At 43.7% G+C, this 25,694-nt stretch carries 24 protein-coding genes; 5 read left to right on the top strand and 19 right to left on the bottom strand.

Annotated features, from left to right (window positions below; all coding sequences use genetic code 11):
- Positions 1–697: 697 nt before the first annotated feature.
- The 11 genes from RP262_RS05610 to RP262_RS05660 form a co-directional block, all read right to left on the bottom strand.
- Positions 698–1,408, bottom strand: a complete 711-nt coding sequence (locus RP262_RS05610; RefSeq protein WP_002894681.1) for an ABC transporter ATP-binding protein — start codon at positions 1,406–1,408, stop codon at positions 698–700.
- On the bottom strand, positions 1,408–2,172 hold the full coding sequence (locus RP262_RS05615; protein WP_002909160.1) for an ABC transporter ATP-binding protein: 765 nt from the start codon (positions 2,170–2,172) through the stop codon (positions 1,408–1,410). Before RP262_RS05615 ends, RP262_RS05610 begins: the two co-directional genes overlap by 1 nt.
- On the bottom strand, positions 2,172–3,125 hold the full coding sequence (locus RP262_RS05620) for a branched-chain amino acid ABC transporter permease (protein ID WP_002905928.1): 954 nt from the start codon (positions 3,123–3,125) through the stop codon (positions 2,172–2,174). Before RP262_RS05620 ends, RP262_RS05615 begins: the two co-directional genes overlap by 1 nt.
- A 3-nt stretch (positions 3,126–3,128) precedes the next feature.
- Positions 3,129–3,998 (bottom strand): branched-chain amino acid ABC transporter permease, encoded by an 870-nt coding sequence (locus RP262_RS05625; RefSeq protein ID WP_002897070.1) that lies wholly within the window; start codon positions 3,996–3,998, stop codon positions 3,129–3,131.
- Between the two features lie 241 nt (positions 3,999–4,239).
- Positions 4,240–5,400, bottom strand: coding sequence for an ABC transporter substrate-binding protein (locus tag RP262_RS05630; protein ID WP_002905096.1), 1,161 nt, complete (start codon positions 5,398–5,400; stop codon positions 4,240–4,242).
- Between the two features lie 88 nt (positions 5,401–5,488).
- Positions 5,489–5,758, bottom strand: a complete 270-nt coding sequence (locus tag RP262_RS05635; RefSeq protein ID WP_002920616.1) for a YlbG family protein — start codon at positions 5,756–5,758, stop codon at positions 5,489–5,491.
- 160 nt (positions 5,759–5,918) lie between these two features.
- Positions 5,919–6,536 (bottom strand): ATP-dependent Clp protease proteolytic subunit, encoded by a 618-nt coding sequence (locus RP262_RS05640; RefSeq protein WP_223313447.1) that lies wholly within the window; start codon positions 6,534–6,536, stop codon positions 5,919–5,921.
- Positions 6,537–6,616: 80 nt separating this feature from the next.
- On the bottom strand, positions 6,617–7,246 hold the full coding sequence (gene upp / locus RP262_RS05645) for a uracil phosphoribosyltransferase (protein WP_002894672.1): 630 nt from the start codon (positions 7,244–7,246) through the stop codon (positions 6,617–6,619).
- Between the two features lie 163 nt (positions 7,247–7,409).
- On the bottom strand, positions 7,410–8,585 hold the full coding sequence (locus RP262_RS05650; protein WP_311154543.1) for a MalY/PatB family protein: 1,176 nt from the start codon (positions 8,583–8,585) through the stop codon (positions 7,410–7,412).
- The gene (locus RP262_RS05655; protein WP_080555636.1) at positions 8,578–9,735 is read right to left on the bottom strand and encodes a cystathionine gamma-synthase; all 1,158 of its coding nucleotides are present in this window, start codon (positions 9,733–9,735) and stop codon (positions 8,578–8,580) included. The genes RP262_RS05650 and RP262_RS05655 overlap by 8 nt, the downstream gene beginning before the upstream one ends.
- A gap of 97 nt (positions 9,736–9,832) precedes the next feature.
- Positions 9,833–11,461, bottom strand: a complete 1,629-nt coding sequence (locus tag RP262_RS05660; RefSeq protein WP_002913106.1) for a polysaccharide biosynthesis protein — start codon at positions 11,459–11,461, stop codon at positions 9,833–9,835.
- 86 nt (positions 11,462–11,547) lie between these two features.
- On the opposite strand from RP262_RS05660, the gene RP262_RS05665 reads away from it, so the two are divergent.
- On the top strand, positions 11,548–12,993 hold the full coding sequence (locus tag RP262_RS05665) for a UDP-N-acetylmuramoyl-L-alanyl-D-glutamate--L-lysine ligase (RefSeq protein ID WP_002909152.1): 1,446 nt from the start codon (positions 11,548–11,550) through the stop codon (positions 12,991–12,993).
- 45 nt (positions 12,994–13,038) lie between these two features.
- On the opposite strand, the gene RP262_RS05670 is transcribed toward RP262_RS05665, so the two are convergent.
- A complete protein-coding gene (locus tag RP262_RS05670; RefSeq protein WP_032912396.1) occupies positions 13,039–13,794 on the bottom strand; it encodes a CPBP family intramembrane glutamic endopeptidase in 756 nt (251 codons plus the stop codon).
- A gap of 220 nt (positions 13,795–14,014) precedes the next feature.
- Here RP262_RS05670 and RP262_RS05675 point away from each other — a divergent pair, with 220 nt between their 5' ends.
- The 4 genes from RP262_RS05675 to RP262_RS05690 all read left to right on the top strand — a co-directional run bounded on the left by RP262_RS05675 (position 14,015) and on the right by RP262_RS05690 (position 17,926).
- Positions 14,015–14,800 (top strand): ABC transporter ATP-binding protein, encoded by a 786-nt coding sequence (locus RP262_RS05675; RefSeq protein WP_311154544.1) that lies wholly within the window; start codon positions 14,015–14,017, stop codon positions 14,798–14,800.
- Positions 14,801–14,878: 78 nt separating this feature from the next.
- Complete coding sequence (locus RP262_RS05680) at positions 14,879–15,814, top strand: iron-hydroxamate ABC transporter substrate-binding protein (RefSeq protein ID WP_032912395.1); 936 nt, start codon at positions 14,879–14,881, stop codon at positions 15,812–15,814.
- 98 nt (positions 15,815–15,912) lie between these two features.
- Entirely contained in the window at positions 15,913–16,932 is a 1,020-nt protein-coding gene (locus RP262_RS05685; protein ID WP_311154545.1) for an iron ABC transporter permease, read from the top strand.
- A complete protein-coding gene (locus RP262_RS05690) occupies positions 16,922–17,926 on the top strand; it encodes an iron ABC transporter permease (protein ID WP_311154546.1) in 1,005 nt (334 codons plus the stop codon). Before RP262_RS05685 ends, RP262_RS05690 begins: the two co-directional genes overlap by 11 nt.
- A gap of 27 nt (positions 17,927–17,953) precedes the next feature.
- Here the strand turns inward: RP262_RS05690 and RP262_RS05695 are convergent, their stop codons facing one another.
- From RP262_RS05695 to treC, 7 genes are all read right to left on the bottom strand, one after another.
- Positions 17,954–18,148 (bottom strand): CsbD family protein, encoded by a 195-nt coding sequence (locus RP262_RS05695; RefSeq protein WP_002894655.1) that lies wholly within the window; start codon positions 18,146–18,148, stop codon positions 17,954–17,956.
- Between the two features lie 100 nt (positions 18,149–18,248).
- Entirely contained in the window at positions 18,249–18,902 is a 654-nt protein-coding gene (locus RP262_RS05700; RefSeq protein WP_125402473.1) for a DUF1803 domain-containing protein, read from the bottom strand.
- Positions 18,895–19,407, bottom strand: a complete 513-nt coding sequence (locus RP262_RS05705; protein WP_125402471.1) for a YiiX/YebB-like N1pC/P60 family cysteine hydrolase — start codon at positions 19,405–19,407, stop codon at positions 18,895–18,897. Before RP262_RS05705 ends, RP262_RS05700 begins: the two co-directional genes overlap by 8 nt.
- 91 nt (positions 19,408–19,498) lie before the next feature.
- Positions 19,499–20,434, bottom strand: coding sequence for a manganese-dependent inorganic pyrophosphatase (locus tag RP262_RS05710; RefSeq protein WP_125402469.1), 936 nt, complete (start codon positions 20,432–20,434; stop codon positions 19,499–19,501).
- 139 nt (positions 20,435–20,573) lie between these two features.
- On the bottom strand, positions 20,574–21,383 hold the full coding sequence (gene pflA / locus RP262_RS05715; RefSeq protein WP_002905907.1) for a pyruvate formate-lyase-activating protein: 810 nt from the start codon (positions 21,381–21,383) through the stop codon (positions 20,574–20,576).
- A gap of 225 nt (positions 21,384–21,608) precedes the next feature.
- Positions 21,609–23,858 carry an endonuclease/exonuclease/phosphatase family protein gene (locus tag RP262_RS05720; protein ID WP_311154547.1) on the bottom strand — a complete coding sequence of 750 codons (2,250 nt, stop codon included), beginning with the start codon at positions 23,856–23,858 and terminating at the stop codon, positions 21,609–21,611.
- Positions 23,859–24,045: 187 nt separating this feature from the next.
- The gene (treC, locus tag RP262_RS05725; RefSeq protein ID WP_311154548.1) at positions 24,046–25,677 is read right to left on the bottom strand and encodes an alpha,alpha-phosphotrehalase; all 1,632 of its coding nucleotides are present in this window, start codon (positions 25,675–25,677) and stop codon (positions 24,046–24,048) included.
- Between the last annotated feature and the right edge of the window lie 17 nt (positions 25,678–25,694).

Here is a 25,694-nt window from a genome sequence, read left to right on the forward strand (position 1 = left end):
TCAGTTTCTAGCCTTCACTTATATCATAACATGTATTGACTTGGTCATATATTAATGATACAATACTACTAAAATATTAGTAAAATTGAAGTGTAGCCATGAAGAATCTGATGGACAAATTAAACAATCTACCCAAAGGCGTTCAGCTAGTCCTAGCAGTGATTATCTTTGCAGTCATGTTCGCAATTATGTACCATGTTGGATTTAATCTATTTGCACCTAGCAAATAATTTTTAAAGTATAGAACTTCATGTTTTAAAATCTGATATTCAAATATGTTTCGATTGATAGGCAGTGTATGATACGCTGCTATTTATTTTTCAATGATTACATACTTCATCACCGCAAAATGGGACTTAAAAAAATCCTCATACTACAAATAAAAAAGGTCCATTGGACCTTTTCAAAATGTTAAGTTACTACTGTAACTTTCTATCAACAACCTAAAATTGTCTCCCAGACATTTTAAAGAAAACTCGCTGCCGCGAGTTCCCATCTGCAACCTGAAACAATCCACCGAGCATTTTGACGAAAACCTTGTTTCCTTTATCTACAACTTAAAAAGGTCCAATGGACCTTTTCAAAATGTTAAGTTACTATCGTAACCTTCTATCAACAACCTAAAAATGTCTCCCAGACATTTTGAAGAAAACCTTGTTTTCTTTATCTGCAACTTAAAAAGGTCCACTGGACCTTTTTAACCACCTAGATATGCTTTGCGGACTTCGTCAGAAGCGAGGAGTTCTTGGCCAGTTCCGGACAAAACGATTTTGCCTGTTTCAAGGACATAACCGCGGTCAGCGATAGAGAGAGCCTTATTTGCATTTTGCTCAATCAAAAGAACTGTCGTTCCTTGTCGCTGAATATCTTGGATAATATCGAAGATTTCCTGGATAAAGATCGGCGCCAAGCCCATAGAAGGCTCATCCAAGAGCAAAAGCTTAGGCGTAGACATCAGAGCCCGTCCCATAGCCAGCATCTGCTGCTCACCACCGGAAAGGGTTGCAGCATCTTGGTTTTTACGCTCTTCCAAGCGTGGGAAACGAGAAAAGACCTTTTTGAGATTGGCTTGATTTTCTTCGCGGTTTGTTTTGAGAAAGGCGCCCATTTCCAAATTCTCCAAAACGGTCAAACCTGGAAAAACATGACGGCCTTCTGGTACTTGCGAAAGTCCAGCTGCTACGATTTTTTGAGCAGGAACTTTTTGAATTTCATTGCCTACAAATTCAATTTTACCAGCACTTGGACGAACCAAGCCTGAAATAGTCCGGAGAATGGTCGTTTTCCCAGCGCCATTGGCACCAATCAGGGAAACGACTTCTCCTTCATTTACTTCAAAGCTGACATCACGGACAGCCTGAATCATGCCATAATGGACAGAGAGATTCTCAACTTTAAGCATGGACATTAGGCTTCACCTCCTAGATAAGCTTCAATAACACGTTTGTCATTCTTGATTTCATCAGGTGTTCCGTGCGCAATCAAGCGGCCGTACTCCAGCACATAGATGCGCTCAGTGACTTCCATTACCAGACTCATGTCATGTTCAATCAGCATGATGGTAATGTTAAATTCGTTTTTAATCCGTCGAATCAATGCAGTCAGCTCTGCTGTCTCCTGAGGGTTCATTCCTGCAGCCGGCTCATCCAAGAAAAGGATCTTTGGCTCTGTTGCCAAGGCACGAACAATCTCCAAGCGGCGCTGCTGACCATAAGCTAGGTTCTTAGCTAAAGTTTCGGCTTCCTTGTCCAAGTCAAAAATTTTCAGCAACTCCAAAGCCTTGTCTTTGAGTTCTTCTTCGTTTTTGTAGTAAGCTGGCAGGCGGAGGAAAGAAGCTAACACATGAGCCTTATGATGATTACCAAAGGCAATCAAAACATTATCCAAAACACTAAGGTCCTTAAAGAGCCGGATGTTTTGGAAGGTCCGCCCGAGCCCTAAAGAAGCAATCTTGTACGGAACTTTACCATTGAGCAAGTGGCCATCTAGTGTCACTGTCCCTTCACTCGGCTCATAAACACCCGTTAAAAGGTTGAAAAGAGTCGTTTTTCCTGCACCATTAGGGCCAATCAGACCAACCAGCTCGCCCTCGTTGAGTTCCAAGGTCACATCGCTGACAGCAGTCAAACCACCAAAGTTTTTAGTTAGATTTTTCACATCAAGAAGTGCCATTATTCTTTGACCTCCTTATTCTTTTTGAAGAGCTTAGACAAGCTCAACTCCCAAGTTCCTAAAAGTCCGCCTGGACGGAAAATCATGACCAAGATCAAGGCCAAAGAATAGACAATCATCCTAATGCTTGACACATCCTGCAGCAACATATTGAGAATTCCCAATACTACTGCAGCTACGATAGTTCCAGTCATGGAGCCTAGGCCACCAAAAACGACAATAATCAAGATATTGATAGTGTTGGTAAAGGAATAGTCCTTAGGAACAACTGAACCAACGAAGCCAGCTTGAAGAGAGCCAGCAATAGAAGCCGTGATAGCTCCCAAGACAAAGGCTGTCACTTTGATTCTAGTAGTATTAACCCCAACAGACTCGGCAGCAATCTCATCCTCACGAACAGACAGAGTGCTGCGACCGATAGGACTGCGCAGGAAATTCAAGGTCAAAATAGTTGTGATAACAACAAAGACATAGACCATCTGCCAAGAAGTAAAGGGTGGAATGGATAGGATACCAGCTGCGCCATTCGTCAAAGTACCGCCATTAATAATTAGAATCCGGATAATCTCAGAGACACCAAGAGTCGCAATCGCGAGATAATCCCCTTTAAGACGAAGCGTTGGCAAACCAACTGCCAAAGCCACAATACCAGCAATGACTGCTCCTACCAGCATAGCAATGAAGAAAGCTCCATAAGTTGGCGATTTAGAGCCAATAATTGCTACAGCGTAGGCACCGATAGCCATAAAGCCAGCATGTCCAAGAGAGAATTGACCTGAGAATCCGACAATGAGATTGAGCCCCACAGCCAGAATAATATTAATCCCGATCTGCTCTAAGATTTGAATGTAAAAAGCATTGAGAACACCGGCACTAACCAATACTGTCATCAGCAGGTAGCCGATTAAGACAAGGCCAAGCCAGAAAATATTTACCTTTAAATTCTTTTTCATACCTTACACCTTCTCTTTCACATTTTTGCCGAGGATACCAGCTGGTCGGATCAGAAGAATGACAATCAAAATCGCATAGACAATAGCATCGCGGAAATCAGATAGTCCAAGCGCTGTCGCAAAAGTTTCCAAAAGACCAATAACAAAGCCACCAAGCGCAGCACCAGGAATGATTCCAATACCACCGAGAACGGCTGCTACAAAGGACTTAATACCTGGAGTCATCCCCATCAAAGGCTCCAATGAATTATAGTAAAGGGCAATCAGGACGCCAGCAGCTCCTGCAAGAGCTGATCCCAAAGCAAAGGTGAAGCTGATTGTCCGATTGACATTGATTCCCATCAGCTGAGCAGCATCACTGTCTACAGATACAGCACGCATAGCCTTACCCATCTTTGTCTTCTGCACGATAAACTGCAGAGCCACCATGAGGAAAATCGAAATTCCCAAAATCAGCAGCTGAATATTTGAGATAGAAATCGGCCCTAAGTTAAAGCGTACTGTTTTAATAACCTGCGGGAAGGAACGGGTATTGGCACCGACAAAGAAAATCATGCCATACTCAAGGAGAAAAGAAACCCCAATGGCTGTAATCAAAGCCGCAATCCGAGTCGAATTTCTCAGAGGACGATAGGCTAAAAACTCAATAACCACACCGAGAATCGCTGTCCCAATCATGGCTAAAATGAGAGAAAGGAAGAAATTAAACTTCAGGATATTAATCAAGTAATAACCCATAAAGGCACCAATCATATAGATATCGCCGTGGGCAAAGTTAATCAGCTTAATAATCCCATAAACCATGGTATAACCCAAAGCCAGAAGCGCATAAACACTACCCAGGATTAGACCGTTGACTAATTGTTGGAGCATTAGACACCACTCTTTCTATAATAAAATAAGGAATGGGAGAAAAATCAGCAGACTAGGTCGTGATTTTATCATCCCACTCCCAAAATACGAATAATAGTTGATTGAGAAAAGAAGAAGAATAGATTATAAAACAATACTCTTTCAAATCCGTAGATTCAGAAAGAAATTATCTACTAATTTGCTCAAGCAACTAGAAATAGAAAACAAGTCAAAGACTGGGATAGCCCCAGCCTCATAATTCTTATTCCGCTTTAACTGTTTCTACAGTATCTACTTGACCGTCTTTCAAGCCAATCATCAAAGCTGTTTTCACTGGATTGTGATCTTTATCAATAGTGATTGAACCAGTCACTCCATCGAAATCTTTAAGCTTAGCCAAGTTGTCTTTGATATCTACAGAAGTTTTAGCGCCTTTAGCTGCTTCAGCTGCCATATAAACAGAGTCATATGCCAGAGCTGCAAACATAGATGGCTCTTCTTTGTACTTAGCTTTGTATGCTTCAACAAACTTCTTAGCTTTTTCTGACATTTCACCAGAAGTTGTAAAGCCAGATACATAGTAAACATTTGTAGCTGCAGCTGGAGTTGCTTGCTCAACGAACTTAGCATCACCAAAGCCATCAGGACCAACGATTGTTTGGTCAATACCCAAACCACGTGCTTGATTGACAATTTTACCAGCTTCTGTATAGTAACCTGGAACAACCAGAGCATCAAATTCTTTGCCCTTAATCTTTGTCAAAGCAGCTTGGAAGTCTGTATCCTTGGATTGGAAGGTTTCTGTTGCTACAATCTCACCCTTGAATTCCTTCTTGAAGGCATCCGCCATTCCTTTAGCGTAGTCACTGGATTGATCATAGTAAAGAACGACTTTCTTAGCTTTCAAGTTGTCAGTGACATACTTAGAAATGATTTTACCTTGGTAGCTATCAATGAAGGTTGCACGGTAAAGATAATCTTGCTTGTTGGTCAGGTCATCCTGTGTCGCACTTGGTGTAATGATTGGTACACCTGCTTTAGCAGCATTTGCAGTAGCTGAAGCTGTAGCTCCAGAAGTCGCAGGGCCAATGATTGCATTTACCTTGCTTTGGGTAACCAAGCTAGTGGTGATGGTAGATGCTTCAGCAGTTTCTGATTTGTTATCCTTATCAGTAACTTCAATCTTCTTACCATCTACTCCGCCAGCAGCGTTGATTTCATCAACTGCCAACTGAGCACCATGTTGTTCAGCTGTACCGTAGGCTGCTACTTCACCTGATTCTTCAAAGTTAAAACCAAATTTAATCGTATCGCCAATTTCTGTACCAGTTGCTGTTGAGTTATTGTTAGATACTTCTCCACAAGCTGCGAGAAGGGCCGCACTAGCAAAAGCTACTAAGGATAGTGCAAATTTTTTCTTCATTAGGAAATCTCCTTAAGTGATTTATTTGATGATATAGTAAGAATATATCGAATTATCTGACAATTGTCAACCCTTTATAGAAATTTTATCAAATGATAACGTTTTCTTGCTCTCTATACAGGCTTCCAACAAAGTTTTGATCTAGTTCTTTTATATGAGAAATTCGGACTTGCTTAACGTAGCGCTCCTTGGGCAGATTCTCCTGTAAGTTCTGGGCTTCCTCTTGCTTGACATAGAGATGCAGATAGCGATGCTTCTTAGAATGATAAATAATATCCCCAAAGTTTGCCAGCTTTTTGGCATCTCGATTATAGTAAAGATAGACAATCAAGCCCACCCTTTCTTCTCTCTCTATCATAAAACTCCTTTCCAGTCCATGTAGTTCTTAGATGATTATAGCAAAGATAGGGCAAAAAAACTAGCCCTGAAAAGCTTAATAGCCAGCTTAAAACACCTGAACTTGCTAGCTTGTCAGATTCAAAGCAGCAAAAAAGGAGCCACTTTCGACTCCTCCTATGTTAGCTTAAATTGCTATTTTCCATGATTTCGTCAATAAAGCCGTATTCCAAGGTTTCCTGAGCACTCATCCAGTAATCGCGTTCCGCATCCTTGTGGATCTGCTCAACGGACTTGCCAGAGTTCTCAGCCAAGATTTTTTCCAAGGTATTCCGAGTTCTAAGCAAGTGCTCAGCTACAATGGCCATATCCGTTTGCTGAGTGCCACTTCCAGCTCCTCCCATTGGTTGGTGAATCAGATATTCTGCATTTGGCAGCATGAAGCGTTTGCCTTTGGCACCACTGGAAGCAATGACCGTTCCCATGCTGGCAGCTACACCCATAACAATGGTCTGAACATCAGACTTAATGAAGTTCATAGTATCCACAATGGCCAGACCTGCTGAAACAGATCCCCCCGGCGTATTTACATAGAGATAAATATCTTTAGTATTGTCTTGCGCATCCAAGAAAAGGAGCTGAGCAATGACTGAATTGGCCATATTGTCCTCTACTGGGCCAGTCAGCATGATAATCCGGTCTTTTAATAGCCGAGAGTAAATATCATAGGAGCGTTCTCCTCGGCTGGTTTGTTCAATAACTACAGGAATCATAGTTTTCTCTCTTTCTCTTTTTAAAATTTTCTATCAAACTAAGAAATAGAATTTCAAATTACGAGACTATTATATCCTTTTAGTCAAAAAAGGTCAAATAGAAACTTCTACTTGGTTCCGAAAAGACGATCTCCTGCATCTCCCAGTCCTGGTACGATATAACCATGGTCATTGAGATGGTCATCTAGAGCAGCTGTGAAAATATCAACATCTGGATGAGCTTCCTGCAAAGCTTTTACTCCTTCAGGCGCAGAAACTAAACACACAAATGTAATGTGGCTAGCACCACGTTTCTTCAAAGAATCCACCGCCAAGATCGCAGAACCACCAGTAGCTAGCATTGGATCCACAACAAAAATCTGACGTTGGTCAATATCTTCTGGCAGCTTGACCAGGTATTCAACCGGCTTCAAGGTTTCCTCATCACGGTACATTCCGATATGGCCGACCTTAGCTGCTGGAACCAAGCTCAGAAGTCCATCCACCATGCCAATACCAGCTCGCAAGATTGGTACAATAGCTAATTTCTTCCCTGCAATCTGTTTTTGGACTGTTTTAGTAATTGGTGTTTCAATTTCTACATCTTCAAGTGGTAAATCGCGCAAGACCTCATATCCCATGAGCATTGCGATTTCATCAACTAATTCACGAAATGCCTTGGTAGAGGTATCTGTACGACGCAAGATAGACAATTTATGCTGAATAAGCGGATGAGCGATAACTTCAAGTTTTCCCATGATTGGATTTCCTTCTTTCAATTTATTCCTCTTATTATATCAAAAAAAGAGTGAAAAGGCTTGCCATAAGCAAGCCTTTTCAAGGATTTTCTGTACTTTACTTCCGTAGACTATAACACATAATATAAAGGTATTTGAGAAATAAATCAAAACAGTTTTTGATTTATTTTGGCAATACCTCTGCAATACGGGAGCAGATTTCTTCAACCATCGTCTCTGGAGCAGCAACATTTAGGCGGGCATGACCTTTACCTTCTTGGCCAAAATCACTTCCCCGATTCAGGACAACCTTAGCCTCTTCTCGCAGCAGCTGGAAGAGCTGGTCATCTGTCAGGCCATAATCTGAAAAGTCCAGCCAAATCAGATAAGTCCCTTGAGGCTTCATGACTCGAAGGCGCGGCGCTTCCTTGGCAAAATAATCAACCACAAAATTCACATTTTTCTCCAGAACTTCCTTGAGTTCCATCAACCAAGACCAACCGTAACGATAGGCTGCTTCTGTTGCTAAAAATCCAAGACCAGGAATTTCATGCTGGTTGTTGGCCAGCTGGCGTTTTTTAAATCGTTGCCGCAAGCTAGGATTTTCAATCACAGCATAGGAATTTTTAGTCCCAGCAATATTAAAAGTCTTCGTCGCACTGGCTAAAATCAGGCTAAAGTCCTTAAATTCAGGCGAGACAGTATTAAAAGACTGGTGTTCATGGCCAAACAGCGTCAAGTCTTGGTGGATTTCGTCTGAGACCACGAGGACGCCGTACTTTTGGCAGAGGCGGCCAATTTTCTCTAATACTTCCCGTTCCCAAACTCGGCCTCCGGGATTATGAGGATTACATAGAACATAAATCTTGACTTCATTGTCTGCAATGTCCCGCTCTAGCTGCTCAAAGTCAATCTGAAAGAGACCGTCCTGCTCTATCAGAGAATTGGTAATAAGCCGCCGATTATTGAGCTTGACACTGCGGGCAAAAGGTGGGTAAACAGGAGTGTTGATTAGAACAGCATCACCTTCCTTGGTAAAGGCTTGGATAGCCGTCGAAATAGCAGGAACAACCCCCTCGATAAATACCAAAGCATCCCGATCAAAGGTATAGTCGTGCTCATCCCGCTCCCAATCAAGAACAGCATTGATTAGCTCTTCACTAGCATAGGTATAGCCATAGACTAACTGATTAGCATAGTCATGAACAGCTTGCTGGATTTCAGGCAGGACTTCAAAATCCATATCTGCAATCCAGGCTGGCAGGACTTCTTTGTCCTTCTCCACTTCTTTCCATTTATAAGTATGATGCCCCACACGACAGGGGGCTTTTTCAAAATTATATCTTCCCATATTATTCATTCTCCAAGGCTGCTCGTAAATCGTCTACCAAATCACGACTATCCTCAATTCCAATCGACAAGCGCAGCAAATCATCAGTCAAGCCATAAGAATGACGCACCTCCACCGGAATGTCTGCGTGAGTCTGGGTCGTCGGATAGGTAATCAGACTCTCTACTCCGCCCAAACTTTCCGCAAAGGTAAAGACTTTCAGGCTATTTAAGAGATGAGGAATCTTCCCTTCGTCCACAACTTTAAAGGAAATCATACCGCCCTTGCCTGGATAGAGAACCTCTTTTACCGCAGGAGATTGCTTCAGAAAAGCGACTACTTCTTGCGCATTCTGAGTAGAGCGCTCCATGCGGAGAGCCAATGTCTTGAGACCGCGCAAAAGCAGATAGCTGTCAAAAGGAGACAGAACTGGCCCAGTTGTGTTGAGGTTATAGAAAAGTTTGTCATAGATACCAGCGTCATTGGTCATGATGGCTCCAGCCAAGACATCATTGTGCCCACCCAGATATTTGGTCGCAGAGTGCAGAACAATATCTGCCCCATCCTCCAGCGGTCTTTGATAAATGGGGCTGTAGAAAGTATTGTCCACAATGACAGCTGCTCCTCGCTCATGAGCCGCTTGAGAAATGCGGGCAATGTCAAACTCTACCATAAGAGGATTGGTCGGTGTCTCGATATAGACAATATCTATATCCTCTGTCAGATTATTGAGTAGTTCTTCTTCTGTATTGGCATAGGTAAAGGCAAAACGCCCTTCTGCTTCAGCCTGAGCAAACCAGCGGAAAGAGCCGCCATAGAGATCCCGAACAGCCAAAACCTTGCTGCCGACCGGAAAGGCGCTAAAGGCTAGCACAATAGCCGACATACCAGAGCTAGTCGCTAGAGCATAATTTGCACTTTCGATAGCAGCCAGAGTCTCTTCCAAGCTAACCCGCGTTGGATTCTTGGTTCGAGTATAGTCATAACCTGTTGACTGACCAAACTCAGGGTGCTGGTAGGTCGTTGAAAAATGCAGGGGTGTTGTTAAGGCACCGGTTGCTTCATCTGTTTTAACCCCAGCCTGAGCCAGTAGTGTATTTAATTTTACGTCCTTACTCATATTAACCTTCCAGTCCTTCAATAATACTTCATCCTCTATTGTAACATCTTTTGAAAATATTTATCTTTTTTCTTTCCAAGAGCCAGCTATAGTTTGAAACTATAATGTTGATGTTTTAGACATAGTAAAGCTAAAAATTAAAAAGCCATGTGGCTTTTTAATAGATATGAAAACGTCGTCGAAGACTAGCTGCTTTCGAACCGATAAAGCGATCCATGAGGCGAACTTTGAGCGCCAGACCGCCATAAACAGCGAGGCCAACGCCGCCAATCAGAGCTATATAGACAAAACTGGAAATCCGTCCGCTAGGATGGAGAAAGAGGCCAATGAGAAGTTCTGCTACCAAGACAAAGAGGGTCATCAGAACCGTCAGAATCACTGACAGGAGACTTCGTTTAAAGAGGTTCTTAGGATTCAGACCTGTTACCTTGCGAATTTCCTGATACATGAGCAGGATTGGGATAATCAAGCCAACTGTCGTCGCAAGAAGAGGGCCATAAGCTTTGAAAATATAAATCAATGGCACTTGCAGCACCAACTTCACTCCTACTCCATATAGGAAATAAATAATAGCTTTTCGATTTTGGAAAAGGGCCTGAATCATCGGAGCTAACACCGTATATAGACTGAGGATGATGGTCTGCAGCATAGCAAAGATGAAAAGGCCTAGTGCTAAACTATCTGGCTTGCCATAGAAAACTGTGTAGAGTGGCTCTGCTACCAAAACAGCACCAATGGTTGCTGGCAAGATAAAGAAAATCAGCATACTAAGATTATCCTGCACCAAGCGGGCAGCCGAGCGAAAATCACCTTTGACATAGTTCTCGGTCAAGAGAGGAATCCCGACACCACCTATAGAAGTAGCCACTGCAATTAAAATCATGGTAATTTTATTAGGATTGGCTGAGAAATAGGCAAACTGAACCAGCAGCTCGGATTTGCTGTACTTGCTAATCCAACCCATGACATGGATAAAGGTATTTTGGTCAATAATCTGAAAAAGCTGAATGGCAGATCCTGTAATAATGAAAGGAATGGCTTCACGAATGGTATCCCAAAGGAGGGCACGGCCATTAATCTCAGTAGCATGCGATGGCTTATGAAGGATGGAAGTCAGCATCCCTGTCTTCCAGAGATAGAAGGCTAAGACAGCCATGCTAGCCAGCATACCAATAAAAGCTGCAAATGTTGACTGGGTAACCGCTTCTACATAGTTGCCAGAACCGATTTTCATGATGAAAAAGGCTGTCAGCAGCATCCAGATAACCCGAATGACCTGCTCCGCAATCTGACTGATGGCATAGGGCTTGAGATTGTTAAAGCCTTGGAAAAAACCTCGGATAACGCTCATCGATGGGAATATCAAAACAGCCAAAGAGAGACTCTGCATAACAGGAACCAAGTCCGCTCCGCCCCCTGACATAGAAGCAAAAACTGGTGAAAGCAGGTACATAATCACTGCAAAGACAGCTCCCAAAAGCAACATAAACTTTAGAAACTCTCGGATGAGAGTAAAGCTGTGCTCTTCCTTGTCAATGGTATTGTACTTAGCTACCTGCTTGGCTACTGCCACTGGCACGCCGGCTGTCGAAATCAGTAAAAACCAGGCATAGATATTGTAGCCCATAGTAAAAAGGCCGTTGGCCTCAGCGCCGTGCTTGCCCATCCAGATATACCAAGGAATGATATAGATGGCACCCAGAAGACGACTGATAAAATTGCTGGCAGTTAGCCAGGCAGTTCCCCGCAGCATCTGCTGCTGCTGGCTTGTTGTTTCTTGGCTCATAGAAAACCTCTTCTATTTATTCTTCTTTTATTATAAACTTTTCCTTGCCTCTTGTAAAACCCAGCCATAAGGTTTACAATAGATTTATGATTAAAATTGAAACCGTATTAGATATTTTAAAAGAAGACCATAATTTTCGTGATATTGTCAAAGACGGAGAATACTTCTTCTCTTACAGCGGCTTGACTTTCGATAGTATCAGCTATGACAGCAGGCAAGCGGATGCCTCTACCCTCTTTTTTGTCAAGGGTGAGGCTTTTAAGAAAGAATTTCTAGAAAAAGCCGTCTCAGCTGGCCTGCGCTTTTATATCAGCGAGACAGACTTTCAAGTGGGCATTCCGGTCCTCTTGGTCAACGATGTCAAGCAGGCCATGAGTCTCTTAGCTATGGAATTTTACGGCCATCCTGAGAAAAAGCTCAAACTGCTAGCCTTTACTGGCACCAAGGGCAAGACAACTACAGCTTATTTTGCCTATCAAATCCTTTCCCAAAGCCATCGGCCTGCTTTGCTCTCGACTATGAACACTACTTTGGATGGCGAGACTTTCTTCAAGTCAACTCTGACCACACCAGAGAGTCTGGATCTTATTAAAATGATGGCCCAAGCCCTTGCTAATGATCGGACTCATCTCATCATGGAAGTTTCCAGTCAGGCTTATCTCAAGAAACGGGTCTATGGCCTAACCTTTGATGTGGGTGTCTTTCTTAATATCAGCCCAGACCATATCGGCCCTATTGAGCATCCAACCTTTGAAGATTACTTCTACAATAAACGGCTTTTGATGGACAATAGCCGAGCAGTTATTGTGAATAGCGGCATGGACCATTTCCAAATCGTGAAAGAGCAAGTCGCTTCTATGGAACACGATTTCTATGGAGCAGGCTCTAGTAACACTATCACGGATTCTCGGGCTTTCAGCTTTGAAGCGACTGGTAAGTTAGCTGGCCACTACGATATCCAGCTCATTGGCCACTTCAATCAAGAAAATGCAGTAGCGGCTGGTCTTGCCTGTCTGCGTCTGGGTGCTAGCCTCAAAGACATCAAAAAAGGAATTGCCGCAACCCGAGTCCCAGGCCGTATGGAAGTTCTGACTCAGAAAAACGGCGCCAAGGTCTTCGTTGACTACGCTCACAATGGTGTTAGCCTAAGCAACCTGCTGTCTGTGGTAGAGGAACACCAAAAGGGCAAGATTATCCTCCTCTTAGGTGCTACAGGCAACAAGGGTGAAAGCCGCCGCAAAGACTTCGGTCGCCTACTTAATCAGCATCCTGAGCTGACCGTTATCTTAACCGCAGACGATCCTAACTATGAAGATCCTCTAGCCATTGCGGAGGAAATCGCATCCTACATCTCCTATCCAGTGGACAAAATAGCCGACCGAGAAGAAGCCATCAAAAAAGCTCTCAGTCTGACTGAGCGAGAGGGAGATGCCGTCATTCTGGCTGGTAAAGGAGCAGATGCTTACCAAATCGTAGAAGGAGAAAAAGTAGCCTATCCAGGAGACTATGCTCTTGCTGAAAAGTATTTATAAGAAAAAAGGCGAGCATATCGCCTTTTTATTCTTGTTTAGTAGAGATTAACGCCATTTAATCAGAACGTACATCAAGCTGGAGCCAAACATATCCGCCAAGGCGTGCATGAGAAAGAAAGGCAAGAGGTTCTTGACCTTGTACTTGTAAAGGAAATAGTAAAAGAGACCGTACACCACTCCGATAACCAAGGCCCACAGCATGCCCTGATAGGTGTGGAAAGAAATCCGAATGATAGTAGAGTAGGCCAGAGCCCACCACTTATACTTATCCTTAACAGAGGTCATAAGCCCCAGAAAGAAGAATTCCTCATAGAAGCCATTTAGAAGTCCGTAGAGAATGGCCATAGGTGTCAGTTCAGCAAATTTCCGGAAGATTTCTAGAACATCTACATAAGACCAGAGAGTTGGATCAAAGTAATTATACTCGCCGCTCAGCGTCGTCACAATGTCACCAAAGAACCCTACTGCTACAAAAATAAGAGGAGTCCAGAGGAGAACCGACCAGCTCAGACGTATGGGAAGCTGCTTAAAGTCAAAGCGCCGGAGCAATAGATAAAGAATGGTCAAGACCAGCATCAGCAGCTGAAAATTGAAATTGCTAGAAAAAGCCGCTCCTTCAGTGGCTGTATTGGTCACCGTTTCAGTCGCTCCTGTGCTGGAAGCTGGTGCAAAGCTAGCTAAATAAAGCTCCGTTGAGCGGTAAATAAACTGCCCAAACATGAGCAGGGTAATCACAGCAATATCAAACCACCTCAGCTCTTTCAAAGGCGTAGAGGGGCGTAGGTTTGTCAATAATTTCATCATTTCTCCTTTCACCACCTGTAAATTTATATCATCATTGCAGGTTCTTTTTTATATTTCTATCTTAGCATGAAAAGCTTAAATTTTTATTATTTACAATTTTATAAAACTTTTTTATTTTATTTTTATTAAATTGTCAGAAAACTCTTTTTTTAGAAAAATTTTTATGGTATAATAAAAGATGTAATTCTGATAGAAGAATCAGCCAGAAAGGAAGTCTATGTCCACTATCTCTGCAGCAAGTATCCAGGTCGCCTACAATCAAAAGGTTATTATTGACGGACTGGACTGCCAACTCGCCGAGGGAAAGATTACAACTATTATCGGTAGCAATGGCTGCGGTAAATCCACGCTTCTCAAGGCTTTTACCCGTATTTTGCCGACAAAAGCCGGCAGCATAACTCTGGATGGACAGTCCATCGCCCTACTGCCGACCAAGGAGGTGGCGCAAAAGATTGCCTTGCTGCCCCAAACCATGGAGGCAACCGATGGCATCACCATCTATGATCTGGTCTCTTATGGCCGCTTTCCACATCAAACTGGCTTGGGGCGGCTCAGTACAGAAGACCGGGAAAAAATCTGCTGGGCTATGGAAGCAACTCAGGTCAGCGAATTTTCGGACTGGCAGGTGGATGATTTGTCTGGAGGTCAGCGCCAGCGCGTCTGGATTGCTATGGCTTTAGCTCAAGATACAGAGACTATTTTTCTGGACGAGCCGACCACCTATCTGGATATGAATCATCAGCTGGAAATCTTGGAGTTGCTGAATGACCTAAACCGACTCAGCGGAAAAACCATTATCATGGTTCTGCATGACATCAACTTGGCTGCCCGCTTCTCCCATCAGCTGATCGCTATGAAAAATGGGCATATCCGATATCAAGGAAGTGTTGAGCAGGTCATGACTTCGGATATTCTGAGAGACATTTTTCAGATTGAAGCCCAGATTATTCGGGATCCTATTCAAGATAAGCCACTCTGCCTCAGCTATCAGCTCGTTAAATAAGTCATGTATTCATAGATATGTTTTCCATATTGCTTCATGAATACAGCTTCTAAACTTTTTATAGAATTGGAGGAAAAAATGAAAAAGTTTTTATCATTTGCCACCCTTACTGTCACCATCTTCCTTTTAGTTGCCTGCGGCAGCTCATCTAAATCTGAAAACTCTGCCTCTTCAGACAAGGTCGAGCTATCCAGCAAGCCAAAAATTGACGGATTTCACTACTACGGCGATATTCCCAAAAATCCAAAACGCATCGCCAGCCTCTCCTCTACCTACACAGGCTATTTGCTGCAACTAGGTTTCGACCCTGTCACTGTAACATCCTATGATGCCAAAAATCCTGTCCTCAAAGAAAAAGTCAAAAATGCCAAGGTCCTGATGCCGGAAGATTTGGAGTCTATCGCCAAGCAAAAGCCAGACCTTATCGTGGTAGATGCCAGTGACAAAAATATCGATGAACTAAAGAAAATCGCTCCAACTATTGCCATCGATTATGGAAAAAATGACTATTTAGAAATCCTGAATCGCTTTGGCCAAATCTTTGGTAAGGAAAAAGAAGCTGATCAATGGATTGCCGATTGGAAGAGCAAAACAGCTGATATTGGCAAGCAGTTAAAAGAAAAGCTGGGACAAAATGTCACTTTCACGGTTGTCGGGCTATATGAAAAGGAAATCTATCTCTTCGGTAACAACTGGGGACGAGGCGGAGAAGTTATCTACAAGTCTCTGGGATTTGATGCCCCACAAAAGGTGAAGGATGAAGTATTCCCAAGTGGCTACTTGCAAGTCAGCCAAGAAACGGTGAGTGAGTACATTGGCGATTATGTCCTGGTTGCAGCTGAAGATGATAAAACAGGCAGTGCTCTTTACGAAAGCGATGTTTGGAAATCTATTCCCGCTGTCCAACAGAACCATGTCTTAAAAGTGGATGCCAACGCCTTTTATTTCAACGATCCATTGACACTTGAATACGAACTCAAAACCATTCAAGATGGCCTTGAAAAAATGAACTAGGCCATTTCTTGCAGGAACTTAGACTAGTAAAAAACATTGCTAGTAAGCGATATATCTCATGACAGCTATTTGATTTTCGACTATATAAAGGACACCAGATGACGCTTCATTCACTCTTCACTCAAAAAAATAGGCCAAACATCTTTTGGCTTGTTTTTTTCGCCTTCATTCTCCTGCTGATTAGCGGACTCTATCTCTACCTGCGCTTTGGCATTCCCAGCTACTCCCATCAGCAACTGATAGAAACGCTGAGCCATCCTTTCAAGGAAAGTCCAGCCCAGAACATCATCATAGATCTGCGCTTACCTAGAGGAATTGCAGCTCTGCTAGTCGGAGCTAGCTTGGCCGTTTCAGGAGCCATCATGCAGGGGATAACCCGCAATGCCATTGCTGACCCAGGACTTTTGGGGATCAACTCAGGAGCTGGCCTAGCGCTCATCTGCGGTTATGCCTTTTCTAAGAGTATACACTACAGTAGCATACTCCTGCTCTCACTTGCAGGAGCCTGTCTAGCCAGTATTCTGGTTTTTAGCCTCTCCTACCATCCTAGAAAAGGTTTTGAGCAACTACGTCTCGTCTTATCCGGTGCCATGGTAACAACACTCCTGACTGCCATCGGACAAGGCTTGACCATTTACCTCAACCTGACCAATGCTGTCATCGGTTGGCAAGCCGGAGGGCTTCTAGGAACCAATTGGAAAATGCTGCAAATCATTGCTCCCTTTATCCTATTAGGCCTTTTACTGGCTCAGCTCTTTTCTCACCAACTAACCATTCTTAGCCTCAATGAAACAGTAGCCAAGGGCTTAGGCCAGCGAACAACTCAGATAACCCTGCTCTTTCTAAGTCTTGTTCTACTGTTATCAGCGGCAGCCGTTGCCCTAGTAGGAAGCCTAGCCCTTGTCGGACTGATTATTCCACACTTTGTCAAAACCATCAGCGGAAAGAACTACCAGAAAATCTTACCACTGACGATGCTAACAGGAGCGCTCTTTCTACTGATCTGTGATTTTACTGCAAGTCATATGGTCGGTCTGCCTCTTAGCTCTATTATCAGTCTCGTTACGCTGCCAGTCTTCCTATGGATGATGAGAAAGGGGACTTTCTATGAGAGATAAAAAACGGATTCTTTTGGTTATAGTAAGCCTCAGCCTCCTGACTTCCCTAATTTTCCTACTGTCTCTATCATCAGGCGATCAGGAATTTAATGTCGGAGAAGCTTTTCGATATCTGCTGGGGCAGGGAGATGATGGCAGCGCCTTTATCATGGAGCAGATCCGCTTGCCTCGAATTCTAGTCTGCCTTCTAGCAGGAGCTTCGCTAGGGATGAGCGGTGTACTGCTGCAGACCTTTACCCGAAACCCACTTGCCGATTCAGGAACCTTGGGAATCAATGCAGGAGCTGGTGTTATCATTACTCTTGCTATCAGCAAGCTAGAAGTGACCGATCCTTTCTATATTCGCTATCTTCCCTTTATCGCAACCTTTGGCGGTATGCTGACTGTAGCTCTTATTTACCTGATCTCACATCAAAAAGGCCATGCTATAAGCCCCGTCAAGCTCATTATCGCTGGCGTGACCTTGTCAACCATCCTGTCTTCTAGTATGATTGCCATCACCGGCCGTGTCAATCAGAACAAACTGACCTATGTGGTTAGCTGGCTAGCTGGTAAGATTACGGGTAATAACTGGGAAAGTCTAGCTATTGCTGGCCCCTTCTTGCTTTTATTCTGGCTGCTGACCTATCTGCGCTCCCACAAGCTCAATATTCTCAGCCTAAATGATGAAACAGCTCTAGGTCTGGGGCTTCATCTAAAAAGAGAGCGGCAGATAACCTTGTTATTAGCTAGTGCTCTCGTCGCCTTTAGCCTATCTCTAGCTGGAAATATTGTCTTCATCGGTATGTTGGCTAGCCATATCAGCAAACGATTCCTGCCTAGCGATCATCGCTTACTCTTTCCAGCCGCCATGCTGCTAGGCGCCTTTATCATGACAGGGGCAGATACGATCACAAGAACCTTCCTCATCGGAAGCTCCGTCCCGACAGGCATTTTGATTTCCATTATTGGAGCTCCCTACTTCCTCTACCTTATGTATCAGCAAAAAAAATAATCAGCCGAATAATCGACTGATTACTTTTTATTTATCCAAGCTGTTTTTGATACCTTCAACGGCACCTTCTACAGCTTCTTTAGCATCTTCAGCAACTTCTTTGGCTTTAGCAACAGTTTTTTCTACAAAGCCTTCTGCTTCAGTCTTGTTATCGCCTGTAACTTTGCCCACGCCTTCTTTAACAGCGCCTTTAGCTTGATCGAATTTATTTTCTAGTGACATAATTTTGCCTCCATTCTTTTTTACGGTTTCTGATACCGTTTACAGTAGTATAAGTTTTTTCTTTTCAAAGGTCAAATATTCTGCTCATTCTATGAGAAAATCAGTCCAGCTGAAAAATCAATCTCTCCTTATCAAAGCTGGCCTGTAACTCATACTTGCCTGCTTCGTTTTGCCGGATATAGCCCAAGATTACTAGGCTATCGACAAAAATGTCCCGCCGCTTCTGCATGAGCTCATCCTTGCGGACATACTTGAGAAGAAAGGTCGTCATATACTTGAGTGCATACTCAGGATTGACATCGCCCAAGACAGCATAGAGGGGCTTTTGTGCCTCAGAAAGCGGATATTGGCGCTGCATCTTGTAAAAATAATTCGCCAAAGTCAGCTTATCCCGCTGAAAATCTGTCTCTTCCAGCAAGAGCGCTGCATTAGTCTGATTGGAAAGCTGGGTCTCAAAGCGCTGCTCTAACAGTTCCTGATAGAGAGGACTGTCATCACGGATAAAGACTTCTTGATCCAAACGCAAGTCCTCCAAACTTTCCACAAAAGGCAGCGTAAGGTAATATCGCTTGTTCTCCCGCTGGATGTAGCCAGCCTTGATATACTCCTCTATCGAGCGGTCAATATTAGACACGCCCTCAAACTCTCGCTTAATCTCACGTAGAATCACCGTCTCATGCTGGTCTAAATAATCAATCAGCTCCTGAAAAAAAGATTTACGCGTCAAACGGCTGGGGTTGATGATTTTAATCATGAAGTTCTCCTTTGTAGATGAGTTTTCTTGACTGAGCCAACTGGCTAGGATTCGTCCCAGGCTGATTTAAGGGCACATCTAAGCCCAATTCTCGATAATACTCCTGCCAAAAACCAGAAATCTGATTTTCCTCATCACCAAACTGCATGGGAATCGTATCAAAAATCGGCAAAATTTCCGCAATATACTCCGAACAGTAAAATCCATCGGACTGCGGATAAAAGCTGAAATTGTATGGCTTTCCTAGATGCAATTTGGCTCTTTTAAAGACAGCATCTGCTTCAATAGCTGGATAGCGGTACACGTCATAAACATCCTCATCCTGCCAAAAATCAGACAAGTCTTGACTGATAACGCCATTCTCATGGGTTGCATGATAAATCTCACCATTAAAAAAGATGGCCACATGGCTATATAAACCCGTTGCTGCTCGGATTGCTGCAGCAATTTCTGAAGACCCGACTGTAAAAATCAAATCTCCGTCTTGTAAATCTTGAATCTTCATTTCTCTCGCCTATCAAAAAAGGAGCCGAAACTCCTTTTTAGTATGAGGGGAATAGCCCCCATCTAGTAACCTATTTCGTCAAATGAGCTCTTTAAGCATTAAAACTTGCTGTCAGTTGAGGCACCACTTGCTTCTTACGAGAAACAGCGCCTGCTAGGAAAGCATGGTTATTCTCAAGAGCAAAGTTAAAGGCTGCTTCGACCTTGTCCATATTGTTTCCGATAGCCAGAATCTCTGAGTCTGAGTTGATAATGTCTGTAATCATCAAGACGAAGTCAGAATAGCCATTGTCAGCAATTGCTTTTTCAATAGCCGCTTCGATTTCTGCCTGACGCTCCAAAACTTCAGCAATATCAACTGTGTTGACCTGTGCCACACGGACATTGTTTCCATTCAGCTCAAATGTTTTCGCATCGATGTCAATCAATTCTTCTGCAGACTTGCTAGCCAAGTTTGTACCTGCCTTGAGCATTGCCAAACCATACTCTTCCAAATTGACACCAGCCAGTTCAGCCAATTCTGGTGCAATGGCCTTGTCAGTCGGATGAGTTGTTGGTGACTTGAGCAAGAGAGTATCAGAAATCAAACCAGACAGCATCAATCCTGCAATTTCTTTTGGAACTTCTACGCCGTGCTCCTTGAACATGCGGTAAACAATAGAGGAAGCAGATCCCACTGGCTCCAAGCGCATGTAAAGGGGACTAGCTGTTTCAAAGTTTCCTACACGGTGGTGGTCCACCACGCCATAAACTTCAACTTCTGCAATATCTGCCACAGACTGCTGGAATTCATTGTGGTCTGTCAGGATGACTTGCTCAGCTCCCTCCGCCTTTGCAGATGTAATCACGCGCGGTGCAGCCACGCCAAAGTAATCCAATACAAAGGCTGTTTCTTCATTAGGCTCCCCCAGAGCAACAACTTCTGTATCTAAGCCATAAGCTTCACGAGCCAAGTAAGCAAATGCGTAAGATGAACCAATGGCATCTGAGTCAGGATTTTGGTGACCGAAAACTAAAATTTTAGACATGATAAACCTCTTCTTTTATATAATGTTTATTGCATTTATTTTACCACAATTACAGGCATTTCACAAAAGCATAAGGACATTTTCTTAAGAAAAATGGACTGGTCAGCCCACCAGCCCATTTATTCATACTCAAAGTAGATTAGCTATTATGCACCCGATTCATATACTCTGTATAGGACTCAGTCTGCATGAGTTCCTTAGCATTCTTGACACGATCAGCTGTTGGAGGCTTAACTCCTTCCAGCTTGTAAGGGATGCCCAGCTCCCGCCATTTGAATTCTCCCATGGTATGGTAAGGTAGAATTTCAAACTTATCAACATTCTTCAGCGTCTTTACAAATTTACCTAGCTCAATCAAGTCATCGTCTCGGTCGGTCAATCCCGGCACCAAGACATGGCGGATCCAGACTGGCTTTCCAATGTCAGATAGGTACTTGGCACAAGCCAAGATATTCTTGTTAGTCTGGCTGGTCACGATTTTGTGCTGTTCTTCGTTAATCTCCTTGATATCCAGCAAGACTAAATCCGTCACTGCCATGAGCTTGTCAAATTTTTTCAGATAGCGAGGCGTATTTCTAAAAGGCAGGGCACAGGTATCCAATGTACAGTGGATGCCCAGCTCCTTAGCCTTGGTGAAGAGGGCAATCAGAAAATCAATCTGCAGCAAAGCTTCTCCTCCGCTGACGGTGATGCCGCCTTTGTTGCCCCAGAAGCCCTTATAACGGAGAGCTTCTTGCAAGACATCGTCCACCGTCCGCAGCTGAGATTTGTTGGTCTCCATCTCCCATGTGTCCGGATTATGGCAGTACTGGCAGCGCATGTGACAGCCTTGCAAAAAAACAATAAAACGGATACCCGGTCCATCAACTGCACCGAAACTCTCAGTGGAGTGGACCATGCCCGTTACCTTTCCATAATCAACTGCTTCTTCAATTTTCTCTTCAACCATCGCGCAACCTCTTAACTCTGAAAACGTTTTATAACTAACTACATTATAACATGATTAAAGCAAAAATAGACTTAATTTGCCTATTTTTTAGAAAACAAACTGTTTTTCAGTTTCATTTTCAGTGTTTTACAACAGATGAAAATTTTGAGCGAAAGCAGTAGGCAAGCAAAAAATCAGGGCAGAATCTTTATTCCACCCTGATTTCACTTTTTAAATTGATTTTAGTTAATTTCTACTTCTCTTTTTGAGAGTAAAAGCAAACATCAGCAAGGTCAATCCCAAGACTGTCCAGCCACTGTTATTTTGGCCGGTCTGGGGGAGTCCCTTCTTCTTGCTGCTAGCTGTCTGACCTTGTCCAGTTTGATTGGACGATGGAGAATGGGTCTGAGACGGAGCTCCTTGATCCGCTATGGCAGAGGATTTTTCAGTTGTTTTAGACGGTTGAGAGCTGTCAGAAGACGAAACTGCAACATCCTTAGAAAAGTCCAGCTGCACCACTACTGGATCATGGTCTGAAGCTCTACCATGTTCCTCCATGAAAGAGGCATTGATATGGACAGGCGCAAAGACTGCCTTGCCTGCCAGGTTCTTCGAAATAAAAATATTGTCCAAGCTTTGGTTGCTGCCGCGGTAGAAGTAGGAATAGCGGTCAGCCGCATCATGCTCCTGCATAAGATTAATCAGTTCATTACCCGCCAGTGCTTTAGCCGTTTCGGAAAATTCAAAATCGTTAAAATCACCAGTCAGCACAAACTTAAGGTTAGGATTTTGTCTCAGTCCTTCCTGAACAAAGCTATTTAAAATTTTAGCCTGCTCAATTCGGGCTGCCTGCGTATGCTGAACTGCTGGCTGAGCAGAGCCATAAACGGCATCATCCCCAATCTTGGACTTCAAATGATTGGCAATAACGACGATATTCTGGCCCTTAAATTCAAACTCCGCTGCCAAGGATTTACGAACCTTGGTAAAGGCTGGATTTGTTGGAGCAATTCGGGCAGGATTCTTAACCAAATGGCCACCGGAGAAGCTAGCTGCTTCGTCACTCGTACCGGCTTCTTTTTCGACTAACTTCACCCGGTTTGGATCGTAGAGAAAGGCCACACGGATATTGGAGCCAGGCTTGCCGCCATCTTGACCGTCAAGTGGGGCAACTTCGGTGTACTTATAAGTTTTTCCGCCCAGTTCTTTGATGCGGGCCGCTAGTTTTTCACCACTTTTGACACCGCTGGTCGTTCCGTCATTGACACTGCCATTCTCATCTTGAACCTCAATGAGCGTAATGATATCTGGACTATGGATTTCATTGATAAAGGAATTAGCGATTCTAGTCACTTTTTCCTCAGGCGTTTCACCTTTTTTAGCATTAGCAGAAAAATTCTCGATATTGTAGGAAGCAATAGTCAGCTTGTCCTCGCTTGGATAGATAGGAGAGACCTGTCTCTGCAAGCCACCGTCCACCAAATCAGGCAGCTGAGTCGGCTCCAACTTGTAAATCTTCCCACGATAGGTCACAACACCGACCACATCACCATTGAAATAATCCTTGGCCTTGGCAATAAATTTATTGCCAACATAGACTGGAATGGTTGCGGTATTTTGGGCGTTTGGACGAAGATTGAGACCTCCGATATTGTTTAATGGCAAGGCTTGGTAGCCTTCAGGTAAGAGATAAATGTCTCCACGGTACTGCGGGCCTAAAACGCGGGGCATCTTCACCGTCGTCAACATTCCTTCCAAACTTTCCCAGTAGTCCAACGCTTCACTTTGAGGCTGATAGTTATTAATATCGTTATCGACCGTATCCTGAGGCATATTAGCCACGATGTCTACTGGAGCAGGTAAGTCAGCTTTCCCTTCCTTGATCACCTTGGAAGCGACAAGCATGGTGACTGTCAAGCTATCACTGGGCTTGTTGAAAGTTTGCCCCTGACGAACGCTGAACTCTTCCATATAGCCTTCTTTGACACGACCTTCAAGACTAAGTTTGTCTCCAACATCGACTTTTTCTTTAGAAACAACATAAAGGGCATCAGAAGTCCTGCTATTTCCATCAGGAGTCACGTCTTGAACATAAAAACCATAGCGGTCTGTTTTCGTCACAACTACATTGGAAACTTGAACTTCTTTGTCCTCATAGGGAGAGGCTTGTGATTCTCCCTGAATGGTTCCCACATTGGGCACAGCTTCTGGTCCGCTAGCCGCAGCTTGTGCTGCAGCAGGGGCTTGGTCTGCCTTTTCCACTGTCTCTGTAGAAGCTGGCCTTGACTCTCCCGATTCTACAGATGGACCCTCCGCTTGACTGGCAACCGACTCATCGCTTATAGTTGGATTCTCTGTAAGAGCTGCCGCATCTGAAGTCGACGAACTTACTGCTTCTTCTGCTCCGACCGGTTGGACAGAAAAAAGCAGGAATAAAAAAGCAACTAGCAAGACCACTGTGGGAAAGAGCTGCTTGTACGAAACTTGTTTTTTCATGAACTTCTCCTTTTCTGTATAAATGTATATTATCCTATTTAATTTTTATTATAAAGAAAAGAATCAAATTTTGCAAAGGCTTTCTTAAAATTCTGTATTAGTTTCTCTCTGTTCAGAAAAATACTTGTCTAGGCTGGCCCAACACATAAAAAAGAATCTGAAATTTTTTCCAGATTCTTTCGAGACTTTAGTTTTCACCTACTAAAATTGCCATGGTTTCGTATGGCTGCAGGGTCATCACATGGTCAATCTGAGTCTTGCCGTAATTGGATAGGAGAACCTGACCATTTTGATAATCCGGCAGGATGTCCAGCGTAATCGGATCAGCATAGAAGTTGTTAAGGACTAAAAGTTTTTGTCCTTGCCACTCCCGCTCAAAGGCATAGACCTGAGGACTGTCCTCATAGGCTGGCTGATAGCTGCCCTCTGCGATGATAGGTAGTTCCTTACGCAGGGCAATCAATTTCTGATAAAAAGTAAAGATTGGTCCCTTGATTTCATTTTCCACATTGATGAGAGGATAGGATTTGCCCGCCTTCAGCCATGGAGTTCCTGTTGTAAAACCTGCATTGGCTGAATCATCCCACTGCATAGGCGTCCGAGAATTATCACGAGATTTAGCCTTGATGATCCTGAAGGCTGCTTCTGGCGATTGACCTTCAGCAAGTAAACTCTGGTATGCATTGAGAGACTCGACATCCATATAATCTTCCATGGAGTCATAATCAGGGTCCACCATGCCAATCTCCTCACCCATGTAGATATAAGGCGTCCCGCGAGACAGATGAATACTGGCTGCCAGCATGGTCGCCCCTTCATTACGAAAATCCTCTACATTGACAAAGCGATTGAGAGCTCGCGGCTGATCATGGTTGTTCCAAAAGAGGGCTGACCAGCCATCATGATCGCTCATTTCCTTACCCCAAGTGTGGAAGAGGCGTTTTAACTCTTCAAAGTCAAAGGCCTTAAGCGTCCATTTCTGTCCAGCTTCATAGTCCACCTTGAGATGATGGAAATTAAAAGCCATGGACAGCTCCTGCCGGTCTGGTGCCGTGTAAAGAATGCAATTGTCAATCGTCGTAGCACTCATTTCGCCAACCGTCATAACGGAATCGTCCTGACCAAAGGTTGCTTCGTTCATCATACGCAGATAGTCATGGACGATTGGCTTATCAGTATAGGCTGGCTTGCCCTCCTGCTCTGGGCAATCTTTCAGTACTTCATCTTTTCCGATGACATTGATGACATCAAAGCGGAAGCCTTTGACGCCCTTGTCTCGCCAAAAATTCACCACCTTGAAGAGCTCTTGACGAACATTGGGATTGCGCCAGTTAAGATCTGCTTGAGTCACATCATAAAGATGCAGATAATATTTGCCCGTATCGCCAAATGGCGCCCAGGCACTGCCGCCAAACTTGGACAGCCAGTCCGTCGGCTCATCCCGCAGGATAAAAAAGTCCTGATAGTAGGAATCCCCAGCCAGCGCCTTTTGGAACCACTCATGCTCAATCGAGCAATGATTGAGAACCATATCCAGCATAAAGTCAATACCATGCTGCTGGCCGACCTTGACCATCTCTTCAAAATCTGCCATATCTCCAAAGATAGGGTCAACAGCAGTATAGTCAGAAATATCATAACCATTATCCCGCTGTGGACTCGGATAGAAAGGATTGAGCCAGATCATGTCCACTCCCAGATCTTTCAGGTAGGGAAGTTTCTCAATAATCCCACGAAAATCTCCCAAACCGTTGCCAGTTGTGTCTTTAAAAGATTTTGGATAAATTTGGTAGACAACCTTTGTTTTATCAAGTGTCATATTTTCTCCTTTTTTGA

Origin of the sequence: uncultured Streptococcus sp., assembly GCF_963456385.1 — a bacterium.
Lineage (GTDB): Bacteria > Bacillota > Bacilli > Lactobacillales > Streptococcaceae > Streptococcus.

Excerpts from the sequence above, each read along its gene's own strand:
- RP262_RS05720 (WP_311154547.1), bottom strand. The coding sequence starts at position 23,858 with ATGAAAAAACAAGTTTCGTACAAGCAGCTCTTTCCCACAGTGGTCTTG.
- RP262_RS05630 (WP_002905096.1), bottom strand. The coding sequence starts at position 5,400 with ATGAAGAAAAAATTTGCACTATCCTTAGTAGCTTTTGCTAGTGCGGCC.
- RP262_RS05615 (WP_002909160.1), bottom strand. The coding sequence starts at position 2,172 with ATGGCACTTCTTGATGTGAAAAATCTAACTAAAAACTTTGGTGGTTTG.
- RP262_RS05705 (WP_125402471.1), bottom strand. The coding sequence starts at position 19,407 with ATGAAGATTCAAGATTTACAAGACGGAGATTTGATTTTTACAGTCGGG.
- RP262_RS05680 (WP_032912395.1), top strand. The coding sequence starts at position 14,879 with ATGAAAAAGTTTTTATCATTTGCCACCCTTACTGTCACCATCTTCCTT.
- RP262_RS05650 (WP_311154543.1), bottom strand. The coding sequence starts at position 8,585 with ATGAATAATATGGGAAGATATAATTTTGAAAAAGCCCCCTGTCGTGTG.
- RP262_RS05665 (WP_002909152.1), top strand. The coding sequence starts at position 11,548 with ATGATTAAAATTGAAACCGTATTAGATATTTTAAAAGAAGACCATAAT.
- RP262_RS05695 (WP_002894655.1), bottom strand. The coding sequence starts at position 18,148 with ATGTCACTAGAAAATAAATTCGATCAAGCTAAAGGCGCTGTTAAAGAA.
- RP262_RS05620 (WP_002905928.1), bottom strand. The coding sequence starts at position 3,125 with ATGAAAAAGAATTTAAAGGTAAATATTTTCTGGCTTGGCCTTGTCTTA.
- RP262_RS05660 (WP_002913106.1), bottom strand. The coding sequence starts at position 11,461 with ATGAGCCAAGAAACAACAAGCCAGCAGCAGCAGATGCTGCGGGGAACT.
- RP262_RS05675 (WP_311154544.1), top strand. The coding sequence starts at position 14,015 with ATGTCCACTATCTCTGCAGCAAGTATCCAGGTCGCCTACAATCAAAAG.
- RP262_RS05625 (WP_002897070.1), bottom strand. The coding sequence starts at position 3,998 with ATGCTCCAACAATTAGTCAACGGTCTAATCCTGGGTAGTGTTTATGCG.
- upp (WP_002894672.1), bottom strand. The coding sequence starts at position 7,246 with ATGGGAAAACTTGAAGTTATCGCTCATCCGCTTATTCAGCATAAATTG.
- RP262_RS05635 (WP_002920616.1), bottom strand. The coding sequence starts at position 5,758 with ATGATAGAGAGAGAAGAAAGGGTGGGCTTGATTGTCTATCTTTACTAT.
- treC (WP_311154548.1), bottom strand. The coding sequence starts at position 25,677 with ATGACACTTGATAAAACAAAGGTTGTCTACCAAATTTATCCAAAATCT.
- RP262_RS05610 (WP_002894681.1), bottom strand. The coding sequence starts at position 1,408 with ATGTCCATGCTTAAAGTTGAGAATCTCTCTGTCCATTATGGCATGATT.
- RP262_RS05710 (WP_125402469.1), bottom strand. The coding sequence starts at position 20,434 with ATGTCTAAAATTTTAGTTTTCGGTCACCAAAATCCTGACTCAGATGCC.
- RP262_RS05700 (WP_125402473.1), bottom strand. The coding sequence starts at position 18,902 with ATGATTAAAATCATCAACCCCAGCCGTTTGACGCGTAAATCTTTTTTT.
- RP262_RS05690 (WP_311154546.1), top strand. The coding sequence starts at position 16,922 with ATGAGAGATAAAAAACGGATTCTTTTGGTTATAGTAAGCCTCAGCCTC.
- RP262_RS05670 (WP_032912396.1), bottom strand. The coding sequence starts at position 13,794 with ATGAAATTATTGACAAACCTACGCCCCTCTACGCCTTTGAAAGAGCTG.
- pflA (WP_002905907.1), bottom strand. The coding sequence starts at position 21,383 with ATGGTTGAAGAGAAAATTGAAGAAGCAGTTGATTATGGAAAGGTAACG.
- RP262_RS05685 (WP_311154545.1), top strand. The coding sequence starts at position 15,913 with ATGACGCTTCATTCACTCTTCACTCAAAAAAATAGGCCAAACATCTTT.